General features: G+C 63.4%; 19 protein-coding genes. 7 read left to right on the top strand and 12 right to left on the bottom strand.

Annotated features, from left to right (window positions below):
* Nucleotides 1-91 precede the first annotated feature (91 nt).
* The gene (locus G405_RS0105565; protein ID WP_022700520.1) at nt 92-301 is read left to right on the top strand and encodes a YdcH family protein; all 210 of its coding nucleotides are present in this window, start codon (nt 92-94) and stop codon (nt 299-301) included.
* A gap of 21 nt (nt 302-322) precedes the next feature.
* On the opposite strand, the gene G405_RS0105560 is transcribed toward G405_RS0105565, so the two are convergent.
* Nucleotides 323-1,054 (bottom strand): GGDEF domain-containing protein, encoded by a 732-nt coding sequence (locus tag G405_RS0105560; protein WP_022700519.1) that lies wholly within the window; start codon nt 1,052-1,054, stop codon nt 323-325.
* Between the two features lie 279 nt (nt 1,055-1,333).
* Between G405_RS0105560 and arsH the strand changes: the two genes are divergently transcribed.
* The 3 genes from arsH (at nt 1,334) to G405_RS0105545 (ending at nt 3,722) form a co-directional block, all read left to right on the top strand.
* The gene (gene arsH / locus G405_RS0105555; protein WP_022700518.1) at nt 1,334-2,047 is read left to right on the top strand and encodes an arsenical resistance protein ArsH; all 714 of its coding nucleotides are present in this window, start codon (nt 1,334-1,336) and stop codon (nt 2,045-2,047) included.
* Between the two features lie 88 nt (nt 2,048-2,135).
* Nucleotides 2,136-2,645, top strand: a complete 510-nt coding sequence (purE, locus tag G405_RS0105550) for a 5-(carboxyamino)imidazole ribonucleotide mutase (RefSeq protein WP_022700517.1) — start codon at nt 2,136-2,138, stop codon at nt 2,643-2,645.
* Between the two features lie 3 nt (nt 2,646-2,648).
* Nucleotides 2,649-3,722 (top strand): 5-(carboxyamino)imidazole ribonucleotide synthase, encoded by a 1,074-nt coding sequence (locus tag G405_RS0105545; protein WP_022700516.1) that lies wholly within the window; start codon nt 2,649-2,651, stop codon nt 3,720-3,722.
* Between the two features lie 97 nt (nt 3,723-3,819).
* Here G405_RS0105545 and G405_RS0105540 read toward each other — a convergent pair whose 3' ends face one another.
* A complete protein-coding gene (locus G405_RS0105540; protein ID WP_028284561.1) occupies nt 3,820-4,494 on the bottom strand; it encodes a COQ9 family protein in 675 nt (224 codons plus the stop codon).
* 184 nt (nt 4,495-4,678) lie between these two features.
* On the opposite strand from G405_RS0105540, the gene rpsU reads away from it, so the two are divergent.
* A complete protein-coding gene (rpsU, locus tag G405_RS0105535) occupies nt 4,679-4,945 on the top strand; it encodes a 30S ribosomal protein S21 (protein ID WP_022700514.1) in 267 nt (88 codons plus the stop codon).
* 119 nt (nt 4,946-5,064) lie between these two features.
* Here the strand turns inward: rpsU and G405_RS0105530 are convergent, their stop codons facing one another.
* A complete protein-coding gene (locus G405_RS0105530; RefSeq protein ID WP_022700513.1) occupies nt 5,065-6,534 on the bottom strand; it encodes an ABC transporter permease in 1,470 nt (489 codons plus the stop codon).
* Nucleotides 6,535-6,536: 2 nt separating this feature from the next.
* Nucleotides 6,537-7,484, bottom strand: coding sequence for an ABC transporter ATP-binding protein (locus tag G405_RS0105525; RefSeq protein WP_022700512.1), 948 nt, complete (start codon nt 7,482-7,484; stop codon nt 6,537-6,539).
* Nucleotides 7,485-7,604: 120 nt separating this feature from the next.
* On the opposite strand from G405_RS0105525, the gene G405_RS15110 reads away from it, so the two are divergent.
* Nucleotides 7,605-8,006, top strand: coding sequence for a DUF1499 domain-containing protein (locus G405_RS15110; RefSeq protein ID WP_233345988.1), 402 nt, complete (start codon nt 7,605-7,607; stop codon nt 8,004-8,006).
* Here G405_RS15110 and G405_RS0105515 read toward each other — a convergent pair.
* The 8 genes from G405_RS0105515 to G405_RS0105480 all read right to left on the bottom strand — a co-directional run bounded on the left by G405_RS0105515 (nt 8,003) and on the right by G405_RS0105480 (nt 14,874).
* Entirely contained in the window at nt 8,003-8,503 is a 501-nt protein-coding gene (locus tag G405_RS0105515; RefSeq protein ID WP_022700510.1) for a DinB family protein, read from the bottom strand. The two genes, G405_RS15110 and G405_RS0105515, sit on opposite strands and share 4 nt — an antisense overlap.
* 173 nt (nt 8,504-8,676) lie before the next feature.
* Entirely contained in the window at nt 8,677-9,297 is a 621-nt protein-coding gene (locus G405_RS0105510; RefSeq protein ID WP_022700509.1) for a class I SAM-dependent methyltransferase, read from the bottom strand.
* 10 nt (nt 9,298-9,307) lie between these two features.
* On the bottom strand, nt 9,308-10,300 hold the full coding sequence (locus G405_RS15105; protein WP_022700508.1) for an alpha/beta hydrolase: 993 nt from the start codon (nt 10,298-10,300) through the stop codon (nt 9,308-9,310).
* A gap of 191 nt (nt 10,301-10,491) precedes the next feature.
* Nucleotides 10,492-11,898 (bottom strand): NAD(P)(+) transhydrogenase (Re/Si-specific) subunit beta, encoded by a 1,407-nt coding sequence (locus G405_RS0105500; protein ID WP_022700507.1) that lies wholly within the window; start codon nt 11,896-11,898, stop codon nt 10,492-10,494.
* 3 nt (nt 11,899-11,901) lie between these two features.
* Complete coding sequence (locus G405_RS0105495; RefSeq protein ID WP_022700506.1) at nt 11,902-12,234, bottom strand: proton-translocating transhydrogenase family protein; 333 nt, start codon at nt 12,232-12,234, stop codon at nt 11,902-11,904.
* Nucleotides 12,235-12,297: 63 nt separating this feature from the next.
* Entirely contained in the window at nt 12,298-13,428 is a 1,131-nt protein-coding gene (locus tag G405_RS0105490; RefSeq protein WP_022700505.1) for a Re/Si-specific NAD(P)(+) transhydrogenase subunit alpha, read from the bottom strand.
* A gap of 139 nt (nt 13,429-13,567) precedes the next feature.
* Complete coding sequence (locus G405_RS0105485) at nt 13,568-13,858, bottom strand: aa3-type cytochrome c oxidase subunit IV (RefSeq protein WP_022700504.1); 291 nt, start codon at nt 13,856-13,858, stop codon at nt 13,568-13,570.
* A gap of 80 nt (nt 13,859-13,938) precedes the next feature.
* Nucleotides 13,939-14,874: an alpha/beta fold hydrolase gene (locus tag G405_RS0105480; protein WP_022700503.1), complete on the bottom strand. Its 936-nt coding sequence runs from the start codon at nt 14,872-14,874 to the stop codon at nt 13,939-13,941.
* A gap of 279 nt (nt 14,875-15,153) precedes the next feature.
* On the opposite strand from G405_RS0105480, the gene G405_RS0105475 reads away from it, so the two are divergent.
* A complete protein-coding gene (locus G405_RS0105475; RefSeq protein ID WP_022700502.1) occupies nt 15,154-16,650 on the top strand; it encodes a sigma-54-dependent transcriptional regulator in 1,497 nt (498 codons plus the stop codon).
* Nucleotides 16,651-16,656: the final 6 nt, after the last annotated feature.

The raw sequence follows: 16,656 nt of genomic DNA, 5'->3' as shown, positions 1-16,656 counted from the left end.
GCGAGACGCTTTTTGCGCCCGAGGTCTTTTCGATAATCTACTCAGCCGGATATGCCCGGCCTGTGTCTGATTGAAAGGGTCGATCTGGACAATGGATGGCGAGTTCGACGAAACCGCGCTCAAGCGCCAGCTTGAGGAATTACAGCTTGAGCACCGGACACTGGACGAAGAGGTCTCGGCTCTGGCGGAATGCGGCGTCACTGATCAGCTCAAACTGGTCCGCCTCAAGCGCCGGAAGCTCTACCTGAAAGACGAGATTTATCGTCTGGAAGACATCCTGAACCCCGACATCATCGCCTAAAGCGCTCTGCGGGCGCGCGCCCTAGCTGGCGGCGCGATCCTTGGCGGCTTGTTTGTGCGCGTACATGGCCGCATCCGCAGCAGCCATGGCGTCTTCCACCGCTATGCCCGATGAGAGCGGGTGCACGCCCCAGGCGGCGCCCAGATCCAGCGTGTGTCCATTATGGGTGATGGCGCTGTCCGAAATCGCTTTTGAGAGATCGCGCGCCTTGTCTTTGGCGGCGCTTTCGGGCGTCAGGGTCAGGACGATGCCGAACTCATCCCCGCCCAAACGGCCGACGGCGTCGGTTTCCCGCACATGATCTGTGATCAGATTGGCGATCTGCTCCAGAGCGGCGTCGCCGGCGGCGTGTCCATGCTTGTCGTTGATCTGCTTGAAGCCGTTGAGATCGAGATAGATCAGGCTGGACGGCGCATTATGCCGCTCCGCCAGCGACAAGGCCTTTGACACTTCCCGCAAAAAGGCGCGGCGATTCAGAACGGGCAGCAAGGCGTCCCGGTCCGCCAGACTTTCCAGCTCGCGCATGCGTCCGCGCAGGGCCTCGGTCTCGCGGCGCAACTGGTCGACCTCGCCCATCAAGGACAACAGGGCGCGCTGGACGTTGGGCGTCAGCTCGGCTTCGGGAACGCCCAGGATGGACGCGCTATCGGTCGGCGCGCTCGCTCCGCGCGGCGCAGCCTCGCTGCGCCGGGTCTCCTCGCGGCGACCCACAGGGCCGGCGCCAGCGAGCGGACCGCCGGATCGTATTCGCATGTCGCGGGCTCCATCACACGGGTCTCTCAGCCTAAGCCTCGGCGCGTGTGGTAAAAAAACCGTTCATTCCTGACTTTGCGGACAGAGTTTCAACCGGATCGGGATGAGGCTTTGCCCGCCTCAACCCAAGGTCATCGCACGGCGTCGCGATACAGTGTGATGGACCGGCAGGCTGGCAATCACTTCAGAGCTTCTTGAAGTATTGCGCCGGATCATTTATTTCAGAATTTCCTGAAGTGTCGGGGCGATTTGAAGCGGAGAGCCTGCGTGTCCGATGTCATGACTGATCCCCTGCCGAATCTGGCGATCGATTGCATTGCGCCGGTCCAGACAGAGAGTCTGGCGCCGCGCGGGCGTGTCACGCACAAACCGCGCATCCTGCTGATGTACGGCTCGCTCCGGGAGCGCTCCTTCAGCCGCCTGGCGGTGGAGGAGGCGGGACTCCTGCTCGAGCTGATGGGCGCCGAGACCCGGATGTTTCACGCCCATGGCTTGCCGTTGCCCGATGACACGGAGGCGGATCATCCCAAAGTGGCGGAGCTGCGAGAGCAGGTGACCTGGTCTGAGGGCATGGTCTGGTGCAGTCCCGAACGCCATGGCGCGATGACGGCGGTGATGAAGGCCCAGATTGACTGGATTCCGCTGGCGCTAGGGGCGGTGCGTCCGACCCAGGGCAAGACCCTGGCCTTGATGCAGGTCTCTGGCGGCTCGCAAAGCTTCAACACGCTCAACCAGATGCGGGTTCTGGGGCGGTGGATGCGCATGATCACCATCCCCAACCAGTCCTCGATCCCCAAGGCGTTCCTGGAGTTTGACGCGGCGGGGCGGATGAAGCCCTCAGGGCTTTATGACCGCATTGTTGACGTGATGGAGGAGCTGGTGAAGTTTACCTGGATGACCCGGGAAAACGCCGACTATCTGGTCGACCGATACTCCGAGCGCAAGGAAACCGCGGAGGAATTGATCGCGCGGGTGAAACAGCCCTCGCGCTGAATACAGTGCAGACTGGGGTTTTGCTTGACCGAAAGCGCGCCACAGTTAAGTTGACGTGCTTTCCAATCGCCTGTCAGGCAAGGCTATTATGAGCGAAAGCAATTCGAGCGGCGCACAGGCCGCTCCCATCTCCATCATCATGGGTTCGCGTTCGGACTGGCCGACCATGAAGGCCGGCGCCGATCTGCTGGATCAGCTGGGCGTGGCGTATGAGGCCAAAGTGGTCTCCGCGCATCGCACGCCGGACCGGCTGGTGGAGTTTTCCAAGTCTGCAGCGGATCGTGGCGTGAAAGTCATCATCGCCGGCGCGGGCGGCGCGGCGCACCTGCCGGGCATGGTGGCGTCGATGACCCATCTGCCGGTGCTGGGCGTCCCGGTGCAATCGCGTGCTCTGTCGGGCCTCGACTCGCTTCTGTCGATCGTTCAGATGCCCGGCGGCGTGCCGGTGGGCACGCTGGCCATTGGCGAGGCGGGCGCCAAGAACGCCGCCATCATGGCCGCCTCCATTGTGGGCCTGTCTGATGACGCCCTGATGGAACGCCTGAAAGCCTATCGCGCGTCGCTGACGGAGTCAGTGGACGAAAGCGTCGAGGACTGATCCATGGCTGACGCGCTCGCGCCTTGCGCCCGGATCGGCATTCTGGGCGGCGGCCAGCTGGGCCGCATGCTGGCGCTGTCTGCGGCGCGGCTGGGTCTGGACGTGGTGATCTTCGATCCTGAGCCTGATTGCCCGGCGAGCCGGGTGGCGGTGGAGACCATCACCGCCGCCTATGATGATCTGGACGCAGTCGCGAAATTCGCCGCCAGCGTCGACGCCGTCACCTACGAGTTCGAAAATGTGCCCGCCGCGACCGCCGCGGCGGCGGCCGAGCATGCGCCCCTGCGTCCGGGCGCTTTGGCGCTGGACGTCGCTCAGGACCGCCTGACGGAGAAAACCTTCCTGAATGAGCATGGGGCGGAGACCGTGGCGTTCAGGCCTGTGAGCACCCTTCAGGAGCTGCACACGGCGATTTCACAGCTGGGCCTGCCCGCCATTCTGAAAACCCGGCGCTTTGGCTATGACGGCAAGGGCCAGGCCGTGATCCGCGAGATGACGGACGCGGAAGACGCGTTCGCCGCCATGAACGGTCAGCCCGCGATTCTCGAAGCCTTTGCGGATTTCACGGTGGAGCTGTCCATCATCGCCGCCCGTGGGCTTGATGGCGAAGTCGCCGCCTATCCCTTGTCTGAAAACCGGCATTCCGGCGGCATTCTGCGTGAAAGCTTCGCCCCTGCCGAGATCAGCGAGGATCTGTCGCGCCGCGCCTTCGCCATGGCCGCCAGCGTGCTCAAGGCGCTTGAGTATGTGGGCGTGATGGGGATGGAGCTGTTTGCGCTGAAGGACGGAACGCTTCTGGTCAACGAGATCGCGCCGCGCGTCCACAATACCGGACACTGGACCCAGGACGCCTGCACGGTCTGCCAGTTCGAGCAGCATATCCGCGCCGTGGCCGGCTGGCCGCTGGGCGATGCGACGCCGCATTCCTCAGCTCAGATGATCAATCTGATCGGTCATGACGCAGACGGCTGGAAGCACTGGCTGAAGACGCCAAACGCCGTGTTGCATCTCTATGGCAAACGCGAGACCCGCGCCGGCCGCAAAATGGGTCATGTGAACGTGCTGGGTAAGCTCTAACACCTCTTTCCCGGCCTTGAGCCGGGATCCAGCGACCATAAAGCGCTGCGTGTCATGCTCTGGTTCCCTGCTTTCGCAGGCAAAGAGAAGAGATGGCTTACTTTGCTCGCCGCATCCCGTAGCGCAGATCGCCCATCATCGCGGTGAGGTCGGGCAAAGTCTTGGTGAGTTTGCGCACCTGACCCTTCGCCTTTTCAAACTGCATGATGTTGTCGATGCGGCGGCCGAGGAATTCTGCCGTTTTGGCGCGGTCCTCGCTGTCATCTTCCAGCCAGATGGCGAAGGTCGAGGCGTAAACGCCTGAGAGAATCGCCCGTTTGGAATAGAAATTCCCGTCTGTGCTGGTGTCGCCGATGGCGCTCCAGATCATGTGCGAAGTCGCCCAGATCAGCCGCGCGCCGCGATCAATCCCATCGGGCAATAGCAGGCGGGCGCGGGCGCGGGCGGCGGCCTCTTCCTCACCGTCATATTGCGCCAGACGCAGGAGCACGCCCTGGCTGACCTTGTCGCGAATTCGGTTGGCGGGATTGGCCTCGATCTCGGCGCGGGCGGCGTCGTCACAGCGCCGCGTCCAGGTCTCGATCACGTCGAGAATCCCTGCCGGACAATAGAGTTGCACCTCGCCTTCGCTCAGGCCGGCGTCCCTGGCGGCCTGGGCGAGAGTGGCCTCGCTCCAGCCGTCAAAGGCGGCGTTGGGCAGGGCGGCGTCCACCAGCGCGTCGCGTGCGGCCTGGGCGCGAGAGGGTGCGGAGTTTTGTGCTTTTGCGGTCATGATGGTATATTTAGTGCGCTTGAAGCCTGTCGTCACGGGGCGTTTCGCCGCGCTCTGTGCTGGACAGGGGCTTTCAGACCCGGTATATCGCCCGCCTCTGTTGGAAGCGATCCGGCGCGGACGGTGGAGCCACGCGGCTCTTTGTGTTCGCGTGAGCTATACCTTTCAAAGTCCGGAGCGGGCTTTGAGCACCTATTCGAAGGGAGAGACTACCATCGTTCAGATCGTCGTGCGCGATAACAACGTTGAGCAAGCGCTCAAAGCGTTGAAAAAGAAGATGCAGCGGGAAGGTACTTTCCGCGAGATGAAGCGCCGCAACCATTACGAAAAGCCGTCTGAGAAAAAAGCGCGCCAAAAAGCGGAAGCGATCCGTCGCGCCCGCAAACTGGCTCGCAAGCGCGCCCAACGTGAGGGCCTGCTGCCCAAGCGTGGCGCCGGTGCTCGCCGCTAGGACGCTGCGCCGGGCTTAACCGCTCCAAAGCAGACACGAAAAACCCCGTACGCCTCGCGTACGGGGTTTTGCTGTATCTGAGCATGCCTGAGAGAGCGGCGAAGCCTGAGCGTTTCCGCTCAGGCTTTTTTCTTGCCGCCCATCTTCAGGAGTTTGCGCACCGAGTCCGCATTGGCGTGGCCCAGCGCGCCCTGACGGAACACGGCTGCGGCGCCCCACAGAACGATGACAGTGGTCGCCACCATCAGCGCGCACGCGGCCGCGAGTTCCCAGAACGGCGGATCGGTGGGCAGACGCGCCATCATCACAAACGGCGTCCACAGCGGCACCCAGGAGCCGATCTGGATCACCATGGAATCGAGCGCATTGATCGAGAACACGATGATCAGCATGGGCAGCATCAGGATCCAGATCACAGGCCCCATCAGCGTCTGGGCGTCCTGCAGGGTGTCGCATAGCGAGCCCATGGCGAGGAAGATCGCGCCATACATCAGATAGCCGCAGGTGAAGAAGAACAGACCCGCGAGCAGCAGGCCCGGATCAAACACGGACGTCAGAAGCTCCAGAAGGTCAGGGTCGATAGAAGCGAGGGCGGAGCCGCCGAGCGTGCTCAGACCGACGCCCACCCCGCCCCAGACGGCGAAGAGGGTCACTGAAACGCCCGCCACGCCCAGAAGCTTGCCCAGAAGGATGTCTTCGAGCCGGGCGGTGGAGAGCAGAAGCTCGATGATCTTGCCGCCCTTCTCCTCGATCATGGAGGTGAGCAGCATGTTGGCGACCGAGAACACCGCCATCCACAGGATGAAGGCGAGGCCCAGCGCCACAAAGAAGGGCGCGCGATCGGCAAAGGTCACTTCTTCCTCTTCGCCGGCATCGCTGTTCACATCGAGGCTGGTGACCAAAGGCCGGATGTCGAGAATGGTGTTGATCTCGTCAGGGTCGAGCCCTTCGCTGACCAACGCGTCCTCGCGCATATTGGCGCGCAGGATGTTGCGCACATCGGTGCGCAAATCGTTGTTTGTCAGGTTGGCGGACAGATAGACCAGCTCCAGACCCTGTTCGGGATGCGGGCGAAGGAAAAACGCCGCGAACAGCGATTTCGGCCCTTCGGGGGTGTCCACGGTCTGATCGCCCGCCAGATAGGCGCGCAGGGCTTCGACAGTCTGCGCAGGCGGGTCGACCTGCACGGCCTTGGTGCGGCCGGCGTCCAGCGCGCTGGCGGCGTCTGAGAGCCCCACAGCCTGCAAGGCGTCCTCGGCCCGGCTGACGCCGTCGGGGTCTTCGTCAAAGATGGCGAGCGCACGCGCCGCGGCGTCATCGCCGCCCATGCCGCGGGCCATCATCTCGATGGCGCTGCGCACGCGCTCCCGGCGTTCTTCAAACCGGGTCTCCTCGATCAAACGGTCGAGCCCCTGGCCGGTCTCGTCGATGACGGTGAAATAGCGCACCGGCTGGCTCGACTGGATCAGGGCCGGGGTCAGCCCGCCAATGGCGGCGAAGATCGGCACCGCCAGCAGTGACAGCCAGAAGCCCCAGGTGGCGACATAAGACAGGTATTCGCGGCGGGCGATCAGGTATGCAGCGCGCATGATCAGGCCTCTTCGCTGACAGTTTCGACCGCATCCTCGCCCACAAGGGCGACGAAGGCGTCGTGAAGATGGGGGCGACGGGGCTCGAACCGGGTCAGCGGCACGCCCGCCTGCACGCAGGCGCGCAGCACGTCCTGCGCGTCCACGCCGGGCTTGAGCGTCAGGTGCAGGTTGATGGCGCCGTCGGGATCGGCCTCCAGCGTCTCCACCTCGCCCATATCGGCGATGACTGAGGCGAGGTCAGAGCCGGCCGCAGCGCCCAGCGTCACCTGACGCGGCACACGGGCGAGGGCTTCGTCCACGCGGCCGTCAAACACCTTCTGCCCACGCGCCATCAGGATGATCCGGTCGCACAGACGTTCGGCATGCTCCATCACATGGGTGGAGAACAGCACGGTGCGGCCTGCTTCAGCCTGCTCGCGGATGACCTGTTCGAGCATGGCCTGGTTCACCGGGTCGAGGCCCGAAAACGGTTCGTCGAGAATGATGAAGTCAGGCTCGTGGATGATCGCGGAGATGATCTGGATCTTCTGGGCCATGCCCTTTGAGAGTTCCTTGATCTTCTTGGTCGCGGCGTCCTTGAGGCCGAAGCGTTCCAGATAGACCAGCGCGCGACGCCGCGCTTCACCGGCCGACAGGCCTTTTAGGCGGGCGAAGAAGACGATCACGGCTTCGGCGGTCATCTTGCGATAGACGCCGCGCTCTTCAGGCAAAAAGCCGACCCGGTCCATGCTCATGGCGGTGGGCGCGCCGCCAAACAGCGTGACGCTGCCTTGATCAGGGGTGATCACCCCCAGCGACATGCGCAGCGTGGTGGTCTTGCCGGCTCCGTTCGGACCCAGAAAGCCGGTGATATCGCCTTTTCGAGCCTTGAACGACACATTGCGCACGGCGGGCTTGCCAGCGAAGGTCTTGCTCAGGCCGTCCACCTCCAGGGCGTATTCAGTCATCAGATTGGATGCTCCCGAAACACATTTCTTCAAGGTTTAGGGTGATGCGCAGCGGTAATCCAGCTATGAATAGCGCCAGTGAATCGCGCACGATGCAATCGCGCAGGATGGAGCATGAAAATGGCTGAGCGACCCTTCCCGCTGGATTTTGCGACTCTGGTCCCAGATGCGCGGCCGCGGCGCTGGCTGGTGCTGCCGACGGGATTTGATGCGGACGCCTCGCCTGATCAGCACAGCCCGGTCTTTGAGCAAACGCCAGAAGCGCTGCTGGAGGCCTTCAGGGCCGTTGCTCTGGCTGCGCCGCGCGTCGCTCTGGTCCGCGAAGAGGCGGGCCAGATCGAGCTGGTGCAACGCTCGAAACTCTTTCGTTTCCCCGATTACATCACGGTCCAGGCCTTTGAGGCGCAAGGCGGCGCCGCGCTGGCGATCTATTCGCGCGCCGTGATCGGCTATTCTGATATGGGCGTGAACCGCAAGCGCATCAAAGGCTGGCTTGAAAGCCTTCAGGCGTCGCCGGCCTAGGCGGTCGGCAGGGCGAAGTACAACAGGTCGAGCGAGGGCGGCTCGGCCACGCCCAGCTGACGCAGGATGTGGGTCGCCTGTCCGCGATGATGGGTCTGGTGGTTGAACACATGGGTCAGCACCACGCCCAGCGGCAGGGCTTTTTCTTCGCCGCGCGTGTTGACGTACTCAAAGACGTCCTCGAGCTGCTCGGGCTTCACAGTCGCGGCGTAATCCATCAGCCGCTTGTCCTCGGCCTCGCGCGCCTCGCGCAGGTCCGAGAACTGCTCGAACAGCACGGTGTCGAGCTTGGCGGGCGCATCGCCCTCGCCCGTGAGGCGCTTGAGCCAGATCCGGTCCGCCGTCAGCATGTGATTGAGCGTGCCGTGCAGGCTGGTGAAATAGGCCTTCACATCCCGCTTGCGCTCAAAATCGTTCAGCGCTGTCGCCGCGTCATACAATCGAGCGTTCGCCCAGGTGTTGTAAGCGGCCATGCGGGAGGGGTGGCTGTACAGCATTGCTCTATGACGTCACTTCTGCAGACGGCCCATCAGGATGCGGCCAGGGAGCCTAAGTGTAAGCAGGCTGCTCCACTCGGGGCCAGAGTGGTTTCAGGCCTCTGACCTAGCACTTTGTTATTGATGGATCATCGCCCTGTAAAGACGCACCATCGGCGCATGGACACGCCCGATTAGCGCAAACTGGCCGCCCCGGCATAGTTGAAGCTGGCGAATTTCGGGCTTTTGGGCAAATAGTCCGCCGTCATGTCCGTGATCGAAAACCCAGCCGCTTCGATCAGGGCGTCCGGACGCCGGGTCAGATGGCACCCGCCGCCAATGGGTTTCCATACCGGTTCGATGATCTTTTGCCAGCGCTGCACGCCGGGATCGGGCGCGAGGCCATGCTCGGAGAACAGCAGGCGTCCGCCCGGTTTCAGCACCCGGCGCATCTGGGCCAGGGCCGCGTCCACATCGGGAATGGTGCAGGCGGTATAGGTGAGCACCACGGTGTCCACGCTGTCATCGTCGAGCGGGATTTCTTCACCCGGCAGGTCAATCAGCTCCACCTCGACCGGGCAGGCTTCAATCGCCGCGGCGGCCTTGCGGCGCATGCCTTCCGAAGGTTCCAGCGCAAAGACGCGGCTGACCTTGGCCGGATCATAGAACTCCAGATTGGGACCGGCGCCGAAGCCGACCTCCAACACGCGCCCTTCCGCTTTGGGGACCAGAAGCGAGCGCTGTTTCATGATCTGCGGCGCGCCACAGGCGCAGCCGATCAGATGGGGCAGGATATGGTTTTCATAAAAGGACATGCGAAGAAGGCTAGCGCGCTTTCGGGACGGTGGAAACGCGGCCTTTCGTCAGCTCGGGCCGTGCGTCTTCCTGCGGAAGGATCGGGTCGATGACGCTCATATCAGGTGCGGCGGAAGACTGACCGCCCAGACAGGCGCAGCTTTCAGCGAAGAAGCGGATATGCTGGTTGAAGACGGCCTGGGTGTAGATGCCGAAATGGTTCGCCCCTTTCACAAGGGCTGCATATTTCGTCGATACGGCGGCGTCATACAGCCGTCGCCCGCGTCCCTGGGGGATCACCCGGTCCTGATCTCCATGAATCCAAAGCAGGGGCGAGGTCACCCGGCCGATCTGGCGGATGGAGTCGTAGCGTTCGCGAAAGATCGCCCGCGGCAACAGCCAGGCCGTGCGCGAGCGGACAAATTCGCGAAAGCTGTCATAGGGCGCATGAAGGATCAGCCCGCCCACGGGCCGCGCGGCGGCCAGCTGCACCGCGGTGCCCGATCCCAGGCTCTCGCCATAGACCACGATCCGGCTCGGCTGGATTCCCTCGGCCACCAATGCGTCAAAGGCGTGGATGGCGTCGGCGACATTCGCAGGCTCGCTGGGGCGGCCCGTGGAGCCGTTAAAGCCGCGATGGGCCAGCGCGCTCAGCCCCCATCCCGAGGCGATGAAAAGGCGAAAGAACCGCGCCCGCCGCCACAGCGCCCGGCGATTGCCATGCAGGTAGAGGATGTGGGGCAGGGCGTCGCGCTCGGCGTCGGCGCGCCAGATCACCAATGTCTGGCCGTCCGGCGTTTCCAGCTCGGCCTCGCGTGTGCGCTCCAGCCCGCAGTCTGAAGGGTGTATGCGCGTCGGGTCGGTGAAATAGAGGATGCGGCGCTGGGTGAAGAACAAGACCAGCCACAGGACGTAGACAAAAAGCAGAAGGATTGCGCCATAGCGCAGCCAGTCCGGCGCAAGCGTCCAGACTTCCCAGGCCCTGCCACATGCATGGGCCAGCCCCTGTATAGCGGCGTCCATCCCCGTCACGCCTGTCCCCCTTGGCGTTTGCCCTAGAAAGGCGGAGCGGTCGCTCAGAGTCCAGCTTCAAGCCAGGGCGAGGTCGTGAAATCAGGTCCGTGCGGCGCAGATGCCTCACATGCGCCTGACGCAAAACGCCCCGCCGCGGACAGATCCGGGCGGGGCGTTCAGGCCGTGACAGGCAATCGCTGTTAGTCGAGCGCCTTGACGATGCTTTCGCTCATCTTCTTGGCGTCGCCGAGCAGCATCATGGTGTTGTCGCGGTAAAACAGCGGGTTCTCGATGCCGGCATAGCCCGACGCCAGCGAGCGTTTGACGAAGAAGACGGTTTTCGCCTTCCACACCTGCAGCACCGGCATGCCGTAGATCGGGCTTGAGGGATCATCCTCGGCGGCGGGGTTGGTGACGTCATTGGCCCCGATCACGAACGCCACGTCGGCGGTGGCGAATTCGGAGTTGATGTCCTCAAGCTCGAACACCTCGTCATAGGGCACCTGGGCTTCCGCCAGCAGCACGTTCATATGCCCCGGCATGCGGCCCGCCACCGGGTGGATCGCGTAAGACACGTCCACGCCCTCTTCCTTGAGGGTGTCCGCCATTTCTTTCAGCGCATGCTGGGCCTGGGCCACCGCCATGCCGTAACCGGGCACGATGATGACCTTGCCGGCGTTCTTCATGATGAAGGCGGCGTCATCGGCCGAGCCTTGCTTGACCGAACGATCCACATCCGACGCCGCAGCGGCGGCCGTGGTGTCGGCGCCGAACCCGCCCAGGATCACCGAGATGAATGAGCGGTTCATGCCCTTGCACATGATGTAGGACAGGATCGCGCCCGAGCTGCCCACCAGCGCGCCGGTGATCAGAAGGGCGGTGTTCTCCAGCGTGAAGCCCAGAGCCGCCGCGGCCCAGCCCGAATAGGAGTTGAGCATGGACACCACCACCGGCATGTCCGCGCCGCCGATCGGGATGATCAGCAAGACGCCGAGCACCAGCGCCAGCACGGTGATGATCCAGAATGCGATCTTGGCGTCCCCGCCCGATGCGGTCAGGAAGGTGATGAAGACGGCGATGGCGACGCCTAGCGCCAGGTTCAGCCAGTGCTGGCCCTTGAAGACGATGGGCGCGCCGCTCATCAGGCCTTGCAGCTTCATGAAGGCGATGACCGAGCCTGAAAACGTGATCGCGCCGATGCCGACGCCCAGCGACAGCTCCACCAGCGACAGGCCCTTGAGCTTTCCGGTGGCGGTGGCGATGTGGAAGGCTTCAGGCTCGTAGAGCGCGGCGGCGGCCACGAGCACGGCGCACAGGCCCACAAGCGAGTGAAAGCCCGCGACCAGCTGGGGCATGTCCGTCATCGGAATGCGGCGGGCGATGACCGCGCCGATGCCGCCGCCAATGGCGACTGCGCCGAGGATCAGAATGAGGCCGAGACCGTCGAGCTGGACGTAGAACAGGCTGGTGCCGATGGCGATCGCCATGCCGGCCATGCCCAGATAATTGCCCTGGCGGGCGGTTTCTGGGCTCGACAGGCCGCGCAGGGCCATGATGAACAGAATGCCCGAGACCATGTAGAGAATTGCGGCGAGATTGGCTGACATGTCTTAGCCCTCCGCCTTCGGCTTGGCCGCCGGCTTTTCTTTTTTCTTGTACATCGCAAGCATGCGCTGGGTGACCAGGAAGCCGCCGAAGATATTGATGCTGGCGAGGATCACCGCGAGTACGCCGACGCCTTTGGAGAACTGTCCGGCCTGGTCCATGGCGGTGGCGCCCGCTGCGATCAGCGCGCCGACAATGATCACCGAGGAGATGGCGTTGGTCACGCTCATCAAGGGCGTGTGCAGGGCCGGGGTCACCGACCAGACGACATAATAGCCCACGAAAACGGCGAGGATGAAAATCGCCAGGCGAAAGACAATCGGATCAACGGCTTCCATATCAGGCTCCGTAAGCGGGGGCGGTCAGGGAATGAGGGGCGGGGCGAGAGGCGCGCATCGTCATCAGGCGTCTCCGCTCAGGCTGGGATGGATCACCGCGCCGTCCTTGGTCAGCGCCATGCCGACAATCACTTCGTCCTCCCAATGGGGAGCGAAGCCGCCATCCTCGCCCACCAGAAGGGGGAAGAGATTGACGAGGTTCTTGGCCAGAAGCTGGCTGGAGTCTGCAGCAAGACGCGCAGGCAGATTGGTGAAGCCGGCGATCTTCACGCCGTTATGCTCGACCACTTTGTCGGGCTCGCTCAGCTCGCAATTGCCGCCATTGCCAGCCGCGATGTCGATGATCACCGACCCCGGACGCATGCTCTCCACCATCGCCTTGGTGATCAGGCGCGGCGCGGGGCGGCCCGGGATCAGTGCGGTGGTGATGACAATGTCCTGCTTGGCGATATGGCTGGCCACCAGCTCGGCCTGCTTGGCCTTGTAGGCGTCGCTCATCTCCTTGGCGTAGCCGCCGGCGGTTTCCGCTTCCTTGAATTCATCATCCTCGACGGCGATGAATTTTGCGCCCAGCGAAGCCACTTGTTCCTTGGCGGCGGGACGCACATCGTTGGCCGACACCACAGCGCCCAGACGGCGCGCGGTGGCGATGGCCTGAAGGCCCGCCACGCCGGCGCCCATGACGAACGCCTTGGCCGGGGCGATGGTGCCGGCAGCAGTCATCATCATGGGGAAGGCGCGGCCATAGAGCTCGGCCGCCTCGATGACGGCGCGATAGCCCGACAGGTTCGATTGGCTCGACAGCGCATCCATGGATTGGGCGCGGGTGATTCGCGGCGTGTATTCCATCGCAAGGGCGTTGACGTGAGCGTCGGCGCAGGCCTTGGCGAAGTCGGTCGCGCCATGAGGCTCCAGAAGGCCGATGACCAGCGCGCCGTCCTTGAGGCGCTTGAGCGTCTCGTCATCGGGACGGCGGACGCAGAACAGGGCGTCCGCGCCTTTGACGGCTGCGGCGCGCGTGGCCAGCTTGGCCCCGGCGGCCTCATAGGCTGCGTCGGTATAGGCGGCGCGCTCTCCCGCCCCCTTCTGAACCGTCACCTCGGCTCCGGCCTTGATCAGCGCCTTGACGCTATCAGGCGTGGCGGCGACCCGGGATTCTCCATCCCGGGTTTCGGCGAGTACGGCGATGTGCATGCAAAGACCCCGTCGTCCGGTCGTTAACGTTGTGCGCAGTCTGCGACAAACGTCTAACGCCGGAAAGGGGTTAATTTGGCTTGTACGGACATAATCCCGTCAACAGGTGGTGAGCCGGTTGTGAGATCGGGGGTGAGTCCTAGCCGAGCAGGGAGACGAGACCGCCCGTGATGAAGCCGATGATGGCCAGAACCACCAGGGTAGCCCAATAGCCGGCGCCTTGCTTCAGAAACACGCCGCCCAGACCGCCGACAATGGCGGAGACGAACATGGCGGTCAGCCAATGAAAATGCGCGCCGAAGACGAGGATCACGCACAACAGCGTGACGGTCACGACCAGGGTGGAATACACCGACACGCTGATAAAGCCGTCGAAAGAGGCTTTATGCTCGGAGATGTCCATCTCTCCACGGGTGTATTCTTCAGCCATGATCGTCCTCATCTGAAAAAGAAGTCCTATGATCGCGCATGTATCACGCTCCTTGGCTCTCGCCAAGATGCGCAAGCGGTCTAGACTGGCTTGTGCGCCCATCCTTCGATCAGAGCGTCGAGCGCCGCGGTCACCGCCAGCGGGGCGTCCAGGATCAGATGGTGCTGGGTGTTCGGTATGCTGACAAAGGGCGAACGGGTGAAAGTCGCCTTCATGTAGGTCCAGGTCTCCTCGCCCATCAGCACGGAGTTTTCCCCGCGAATAAACGCCAGCGGACATTTGAGATTGGCCGCAGCGGCTTCGGGGTCGCGACGTTGATAGGTGAGCTTCGCCCAGAGATCGGGATCAAACAGCCATGTATAGCCTTCATCGACAGCTTTCAGGCTGCCGCGGGCGATATGATCGATGATCCACAGATTGTCGCACTCCTGCTCAGGCAGCAGCCGGAAGCGCGCCAGCGCCGCTGAAAGATCGGAATACACGCGCCCGCCGCGACGGGGCGGGCTGCCTTCGCGTTGCTTTTCGGGCTTGCGGATCGGGCTGTCGAGAATGATCGCCGCCTCCAGCTGATCGCCAAGCATGGTGGCGGCCTGAAGCGTGACGAAACCGCCGAACGAATGGCCGATCATGATCGGCTTGCCGGCCTGACACGCGCCGCCCGCTTGAGCTGCGACCAGCATATCCTGGGCGTGCTCGTCCATGGTGTAGACGTCCCGCCAGCCGCTTTCGCCCATGCCTGAAAGGTCCGCGGCGACGACGCGGCGTCCGCCGCCTTCTTTCGCCAGGAACGGCCCCATGGCGTCCCACCAGCCTTTATGGGCTGTGCCGCCATGCACCAGCAGCACGCCGGGCTTGCCGCGTTCGCCCCAGGCTTTCCAGGCGAGGGACACGCCGTCCCGGTCCGCCACGCCAGTTTCAACCTCGGTATCGAGCGCGTGGTTGAACCAGTCCGGCGCGGGCACAGGCTGGCCGTCAAACGGGGCGAGGGGTGGGGGTAAGCGGTCAGCTTTGGTCATGATCGGACCTTGGGTCTCTTATACTTAGGAGCTTCAGGGGTAGACCGCGCAGGGCCGACCCGTCAAACGGCAGAGTCTGAGCAGGGCCTTAAGAACAGGCTAACTCTCTATTTACCCTAACAATTTCTGAGTCGTCTCTACACCTCATCTTTACGCCGGGTGTCCCATAAAGGGTCACACAACAGGTGGGAGGGCGGTTTGGGCCGGCACGGGGAAAACCTCGGTCGGCCCGCACAAGAACCGCCCCGATAAATAAGCGACCGAAAAGGCGTGGGTGTGATGGCCAAGACCGTACTGATTGTCGATGACGATCCGACTCAGCGCCGCCTGATGCAGGCGGTTCTGGAAAAACAGGGGCATCTGGCGGAGACCGCCGAAGATGGGGAAGCCGGCCTTGAGCGCGTCAAGCGCGGCGGGGTGGACGTGGTCATGCTCGACATGGTCATGCCGGGCATGGACGGCATTGAGACGCTGGAAGCGATCAAGGCCCGAAACCCCGACCTTCCGGTCATCGTTCTGACCGCTCATGGCGGCATTGAAACCGTGGTAAAAGCCATGCGGGCCGGGGCTGTGGATTTCTTTGTGAAGCCCGCCAGCCCGGAACGCATCGCGGTGTCGATCCGCAACGCCCTCAAGGTCAAGGATCTGTCCGGCGAAGTCAGCCGCCTGAAGAAGAAAACCTCCGGCGCGCTGGGCTTTGCCGACATGATCGCCGGCGCTCCGTCCATGCGCCAGGTGGTGCGGCTCGGAGAACGTGCGGCCAAGTCCAACATTCCGATCCTCGTCACCGGGGAAAGCGGCGTGGGCAAGGAGCTGGTGGCGCGCGCGATCGCGGCGGGCTCTGACCGGGCGGGCCGTCCCTTTGTGGCGGTCAACTGTGGCGCCATCCCTGAAAACCTGGTGGAATCCACCCTGTTTGGTCACGAAAAGGGCTCGTTCACCGGCGCAGTGGCCAAGCATCTGGGTAAATTCCAGGAGGCCGATGGCGGCACGCTCTTCCTTGATGAAATCGGCGAACTGCCGCTCGACATGCAGGTGAAACTGCTGCGCGCCCTTCAGGAAGGCGAAGTGGATCCGGTGGGCTCCAAGCGTCCTGTGAAGGTGGATGTGCGCATCGTCTCGGCGACCAACCGTGATCTCGCCGAACAGGTGAAGACCGGCGCTTTCCGCGAAGATCTGTTTTACCGGTTGAACGTCTTCCCGATCGAGGTGCCGTCCTTGAGTGAACGCACCGAAGACATTCCGGCTCTGGTGCGCCATTTCATTGCGCGCTTCAACGCCCAGGAAGGCAAATCGGTGCTGGATGCGACGGCTGAGACCATGCACATGCTCTCCAGCCATCACTGGAAAGGCAATGTGCGCCAGCTTGAGAACGCAGTGTTCCGCGCCGTGGTTCTGTCAGACACCGATTATCTGACCGAAGAGGACTTCCCGCAGATTTCCGGGCTCGCCCCGACCCTGCGTGATGCGCCTGCTGCGCCGCCCGCCGCGGTCCAGGCCGTGCCGACCGCTGCGCCGAGCTTGCCGGCCGAGCAGTTTGAGGGCGCTGCGGCGCATGCGGCTGAAGACGAGCATCTGCCCGTCGACATCATGGATGAAGGCGGACATTTGCGCTCACTGGAAAGCATTGAACGCGATCTGATCGCCTTCGCCATCGAGACCTATTCCGGCCGCATGGCGGAAGTCGCCCGACGCCTGGGCGTGGGACGCTCCACGCTCTATCGCAAAGTGCGGGAATACGATCTCGACGTGGATAATTTCCGCGAAGCGGGCTGAGGCGAC

Source organism: Oceanicaulis alexandrii DSM 11625, assembly GCF_000420265.1.
Taxonomy (GTDB): Bacteria; Pseudomonadota; Alphaproteobacteria; order Caulobacterales; family Maricaulaceae; genus Oceanicaulis; species Oceanicaulis alexandrii.
The sequence above is the reverse complement of the archived record's forward strand: the minus strand, read 5'-3'. Positions and strand labels throughout refer to the sequence as shown.

Bases quoted from the DNA above. Each gene is read 5' to 3' on its own strand.
- G405_RS0105565 (WP_022700520.1), top strand. From the start codon at position 92: ATGGATGGCGAGTTCGACGAAACCGCGCTCAAGCGCCAGCTTGAGGAA.
- G405_RS0105560 (WP_022700519.1), bottom strand. From the start codon at position 1,054: ATGCGAATACGATCCGGCGGTCCGCTCGCTGGCGCCGGCCCTGTGGGT.
- arsH (WP_022700518.1), top strand. From the start codon at position 1,334: ATGACTGATCCCCTGCCGAATCTGGCGATCGATTGCATTGCGCCGGTC.
- purE (WP_022700517.1), top strand. From the start codon at position 2,136: ATGAGCGAAAGCAATTCGAGCGGCGCACAGGCCGCTCCCATCTCCATC.
- G405_RS0105545 (WP_022700516.1), top strand. From the start codon at position 2,649: ATGGCTGACGCGCTCGCGCCTTGCGCCCGGATCGGCATTCTGGGCGGC.
- G405_RS0105540 (WP_028284561.1), bottom strand. From the start codon at position 4,494: ATGACCGCAAAAGCACAAAACTCCGCACCCTCTCGCGCCCAGGCCGCA.
- G405_RS0105530 (WP_022700513.1), bottom strand. From the start codon at position 6,534: ATGCGCGCTGCATACCTGATCGCCCGCCGCGAATACCTGTCTTATGTC.
- G405_RS0105525 (WP_022700512.1), bottom strand. From the start codon at position 7,484: ATGACTGAATACGCCCTGGAGGTGGACGGCCTGAGCAAGACCTTCGCT.
- G405_RS15110 (WP_233345988.1), top strand. From the start codon at position 7,605: ATGGCTGAGCGACCCTTCCCGCTGGATTTTGCGACTCTGGTCCCAGAT.
- G405_RS0105515 (WP_022700510.1), bottom strand. From the start codon at position 8,503: ATGCTGTACAGCCACCCCTCCCGCATGGCCGCTTACAACACCTGGGCG.
- G405_RS0105510 (WP_022700509.1), bottom strand. From the start codon at position 9,297: ATGTCCTTTTATGAAAACCATATCCTGCCCCATCTGATCGGCTGCGCC.
- G405_RS15105 (WP_022700508.1), bottom strand. From the start codon at position 10,300: ATGGACGCCGCTATACAGGGGCTGGCCCATGCATGTGGCAGGGCCTGG.
- G405_RS0105500 (WP_022700507.1), bottom strand. From the start codon at position 11,898: ATGTCAGCCAATCTCGCCGCAATTCTCTACATGGTCTCGGGCATTCTG.
- G405_RS0105495 (WP_022700506.1), bottom strand. From the start codon at position 12,234: ATGGAAGCCGTTGATCCGATTGTCTTTCGCCTGGCGATTTTCATCCTC.
- G405_RS0105490 (WP_022700505.1), bottom strand. From the start codon at position 13,428: ATGCACATCGCCGTACTCGCCGAAACCCGGGATGGAGAATCCCGGGTC.
- G405_RS0105485 (WP_022700504.1), bottom strand. From the start codon at position 13,858: ATGGCTGAAGAATACACCCGTGGAGAGATGGACATCTCCGAGCATAAA.
- G405_RS0105480 (WP_022700503.1), bottom strand. From the start codon at position 14,874: ATGACCAAAGCTGACCGCTTACCCCCACCCCTCGCCCCGTTTGACGGC.
- G405_RS0105475 (WP_022700502.1), top strand. From the start codon at position 15,154: ATGGCCAAGACCGTACTGATTGTCGATGACGATCCGACTCAGCGCCGC.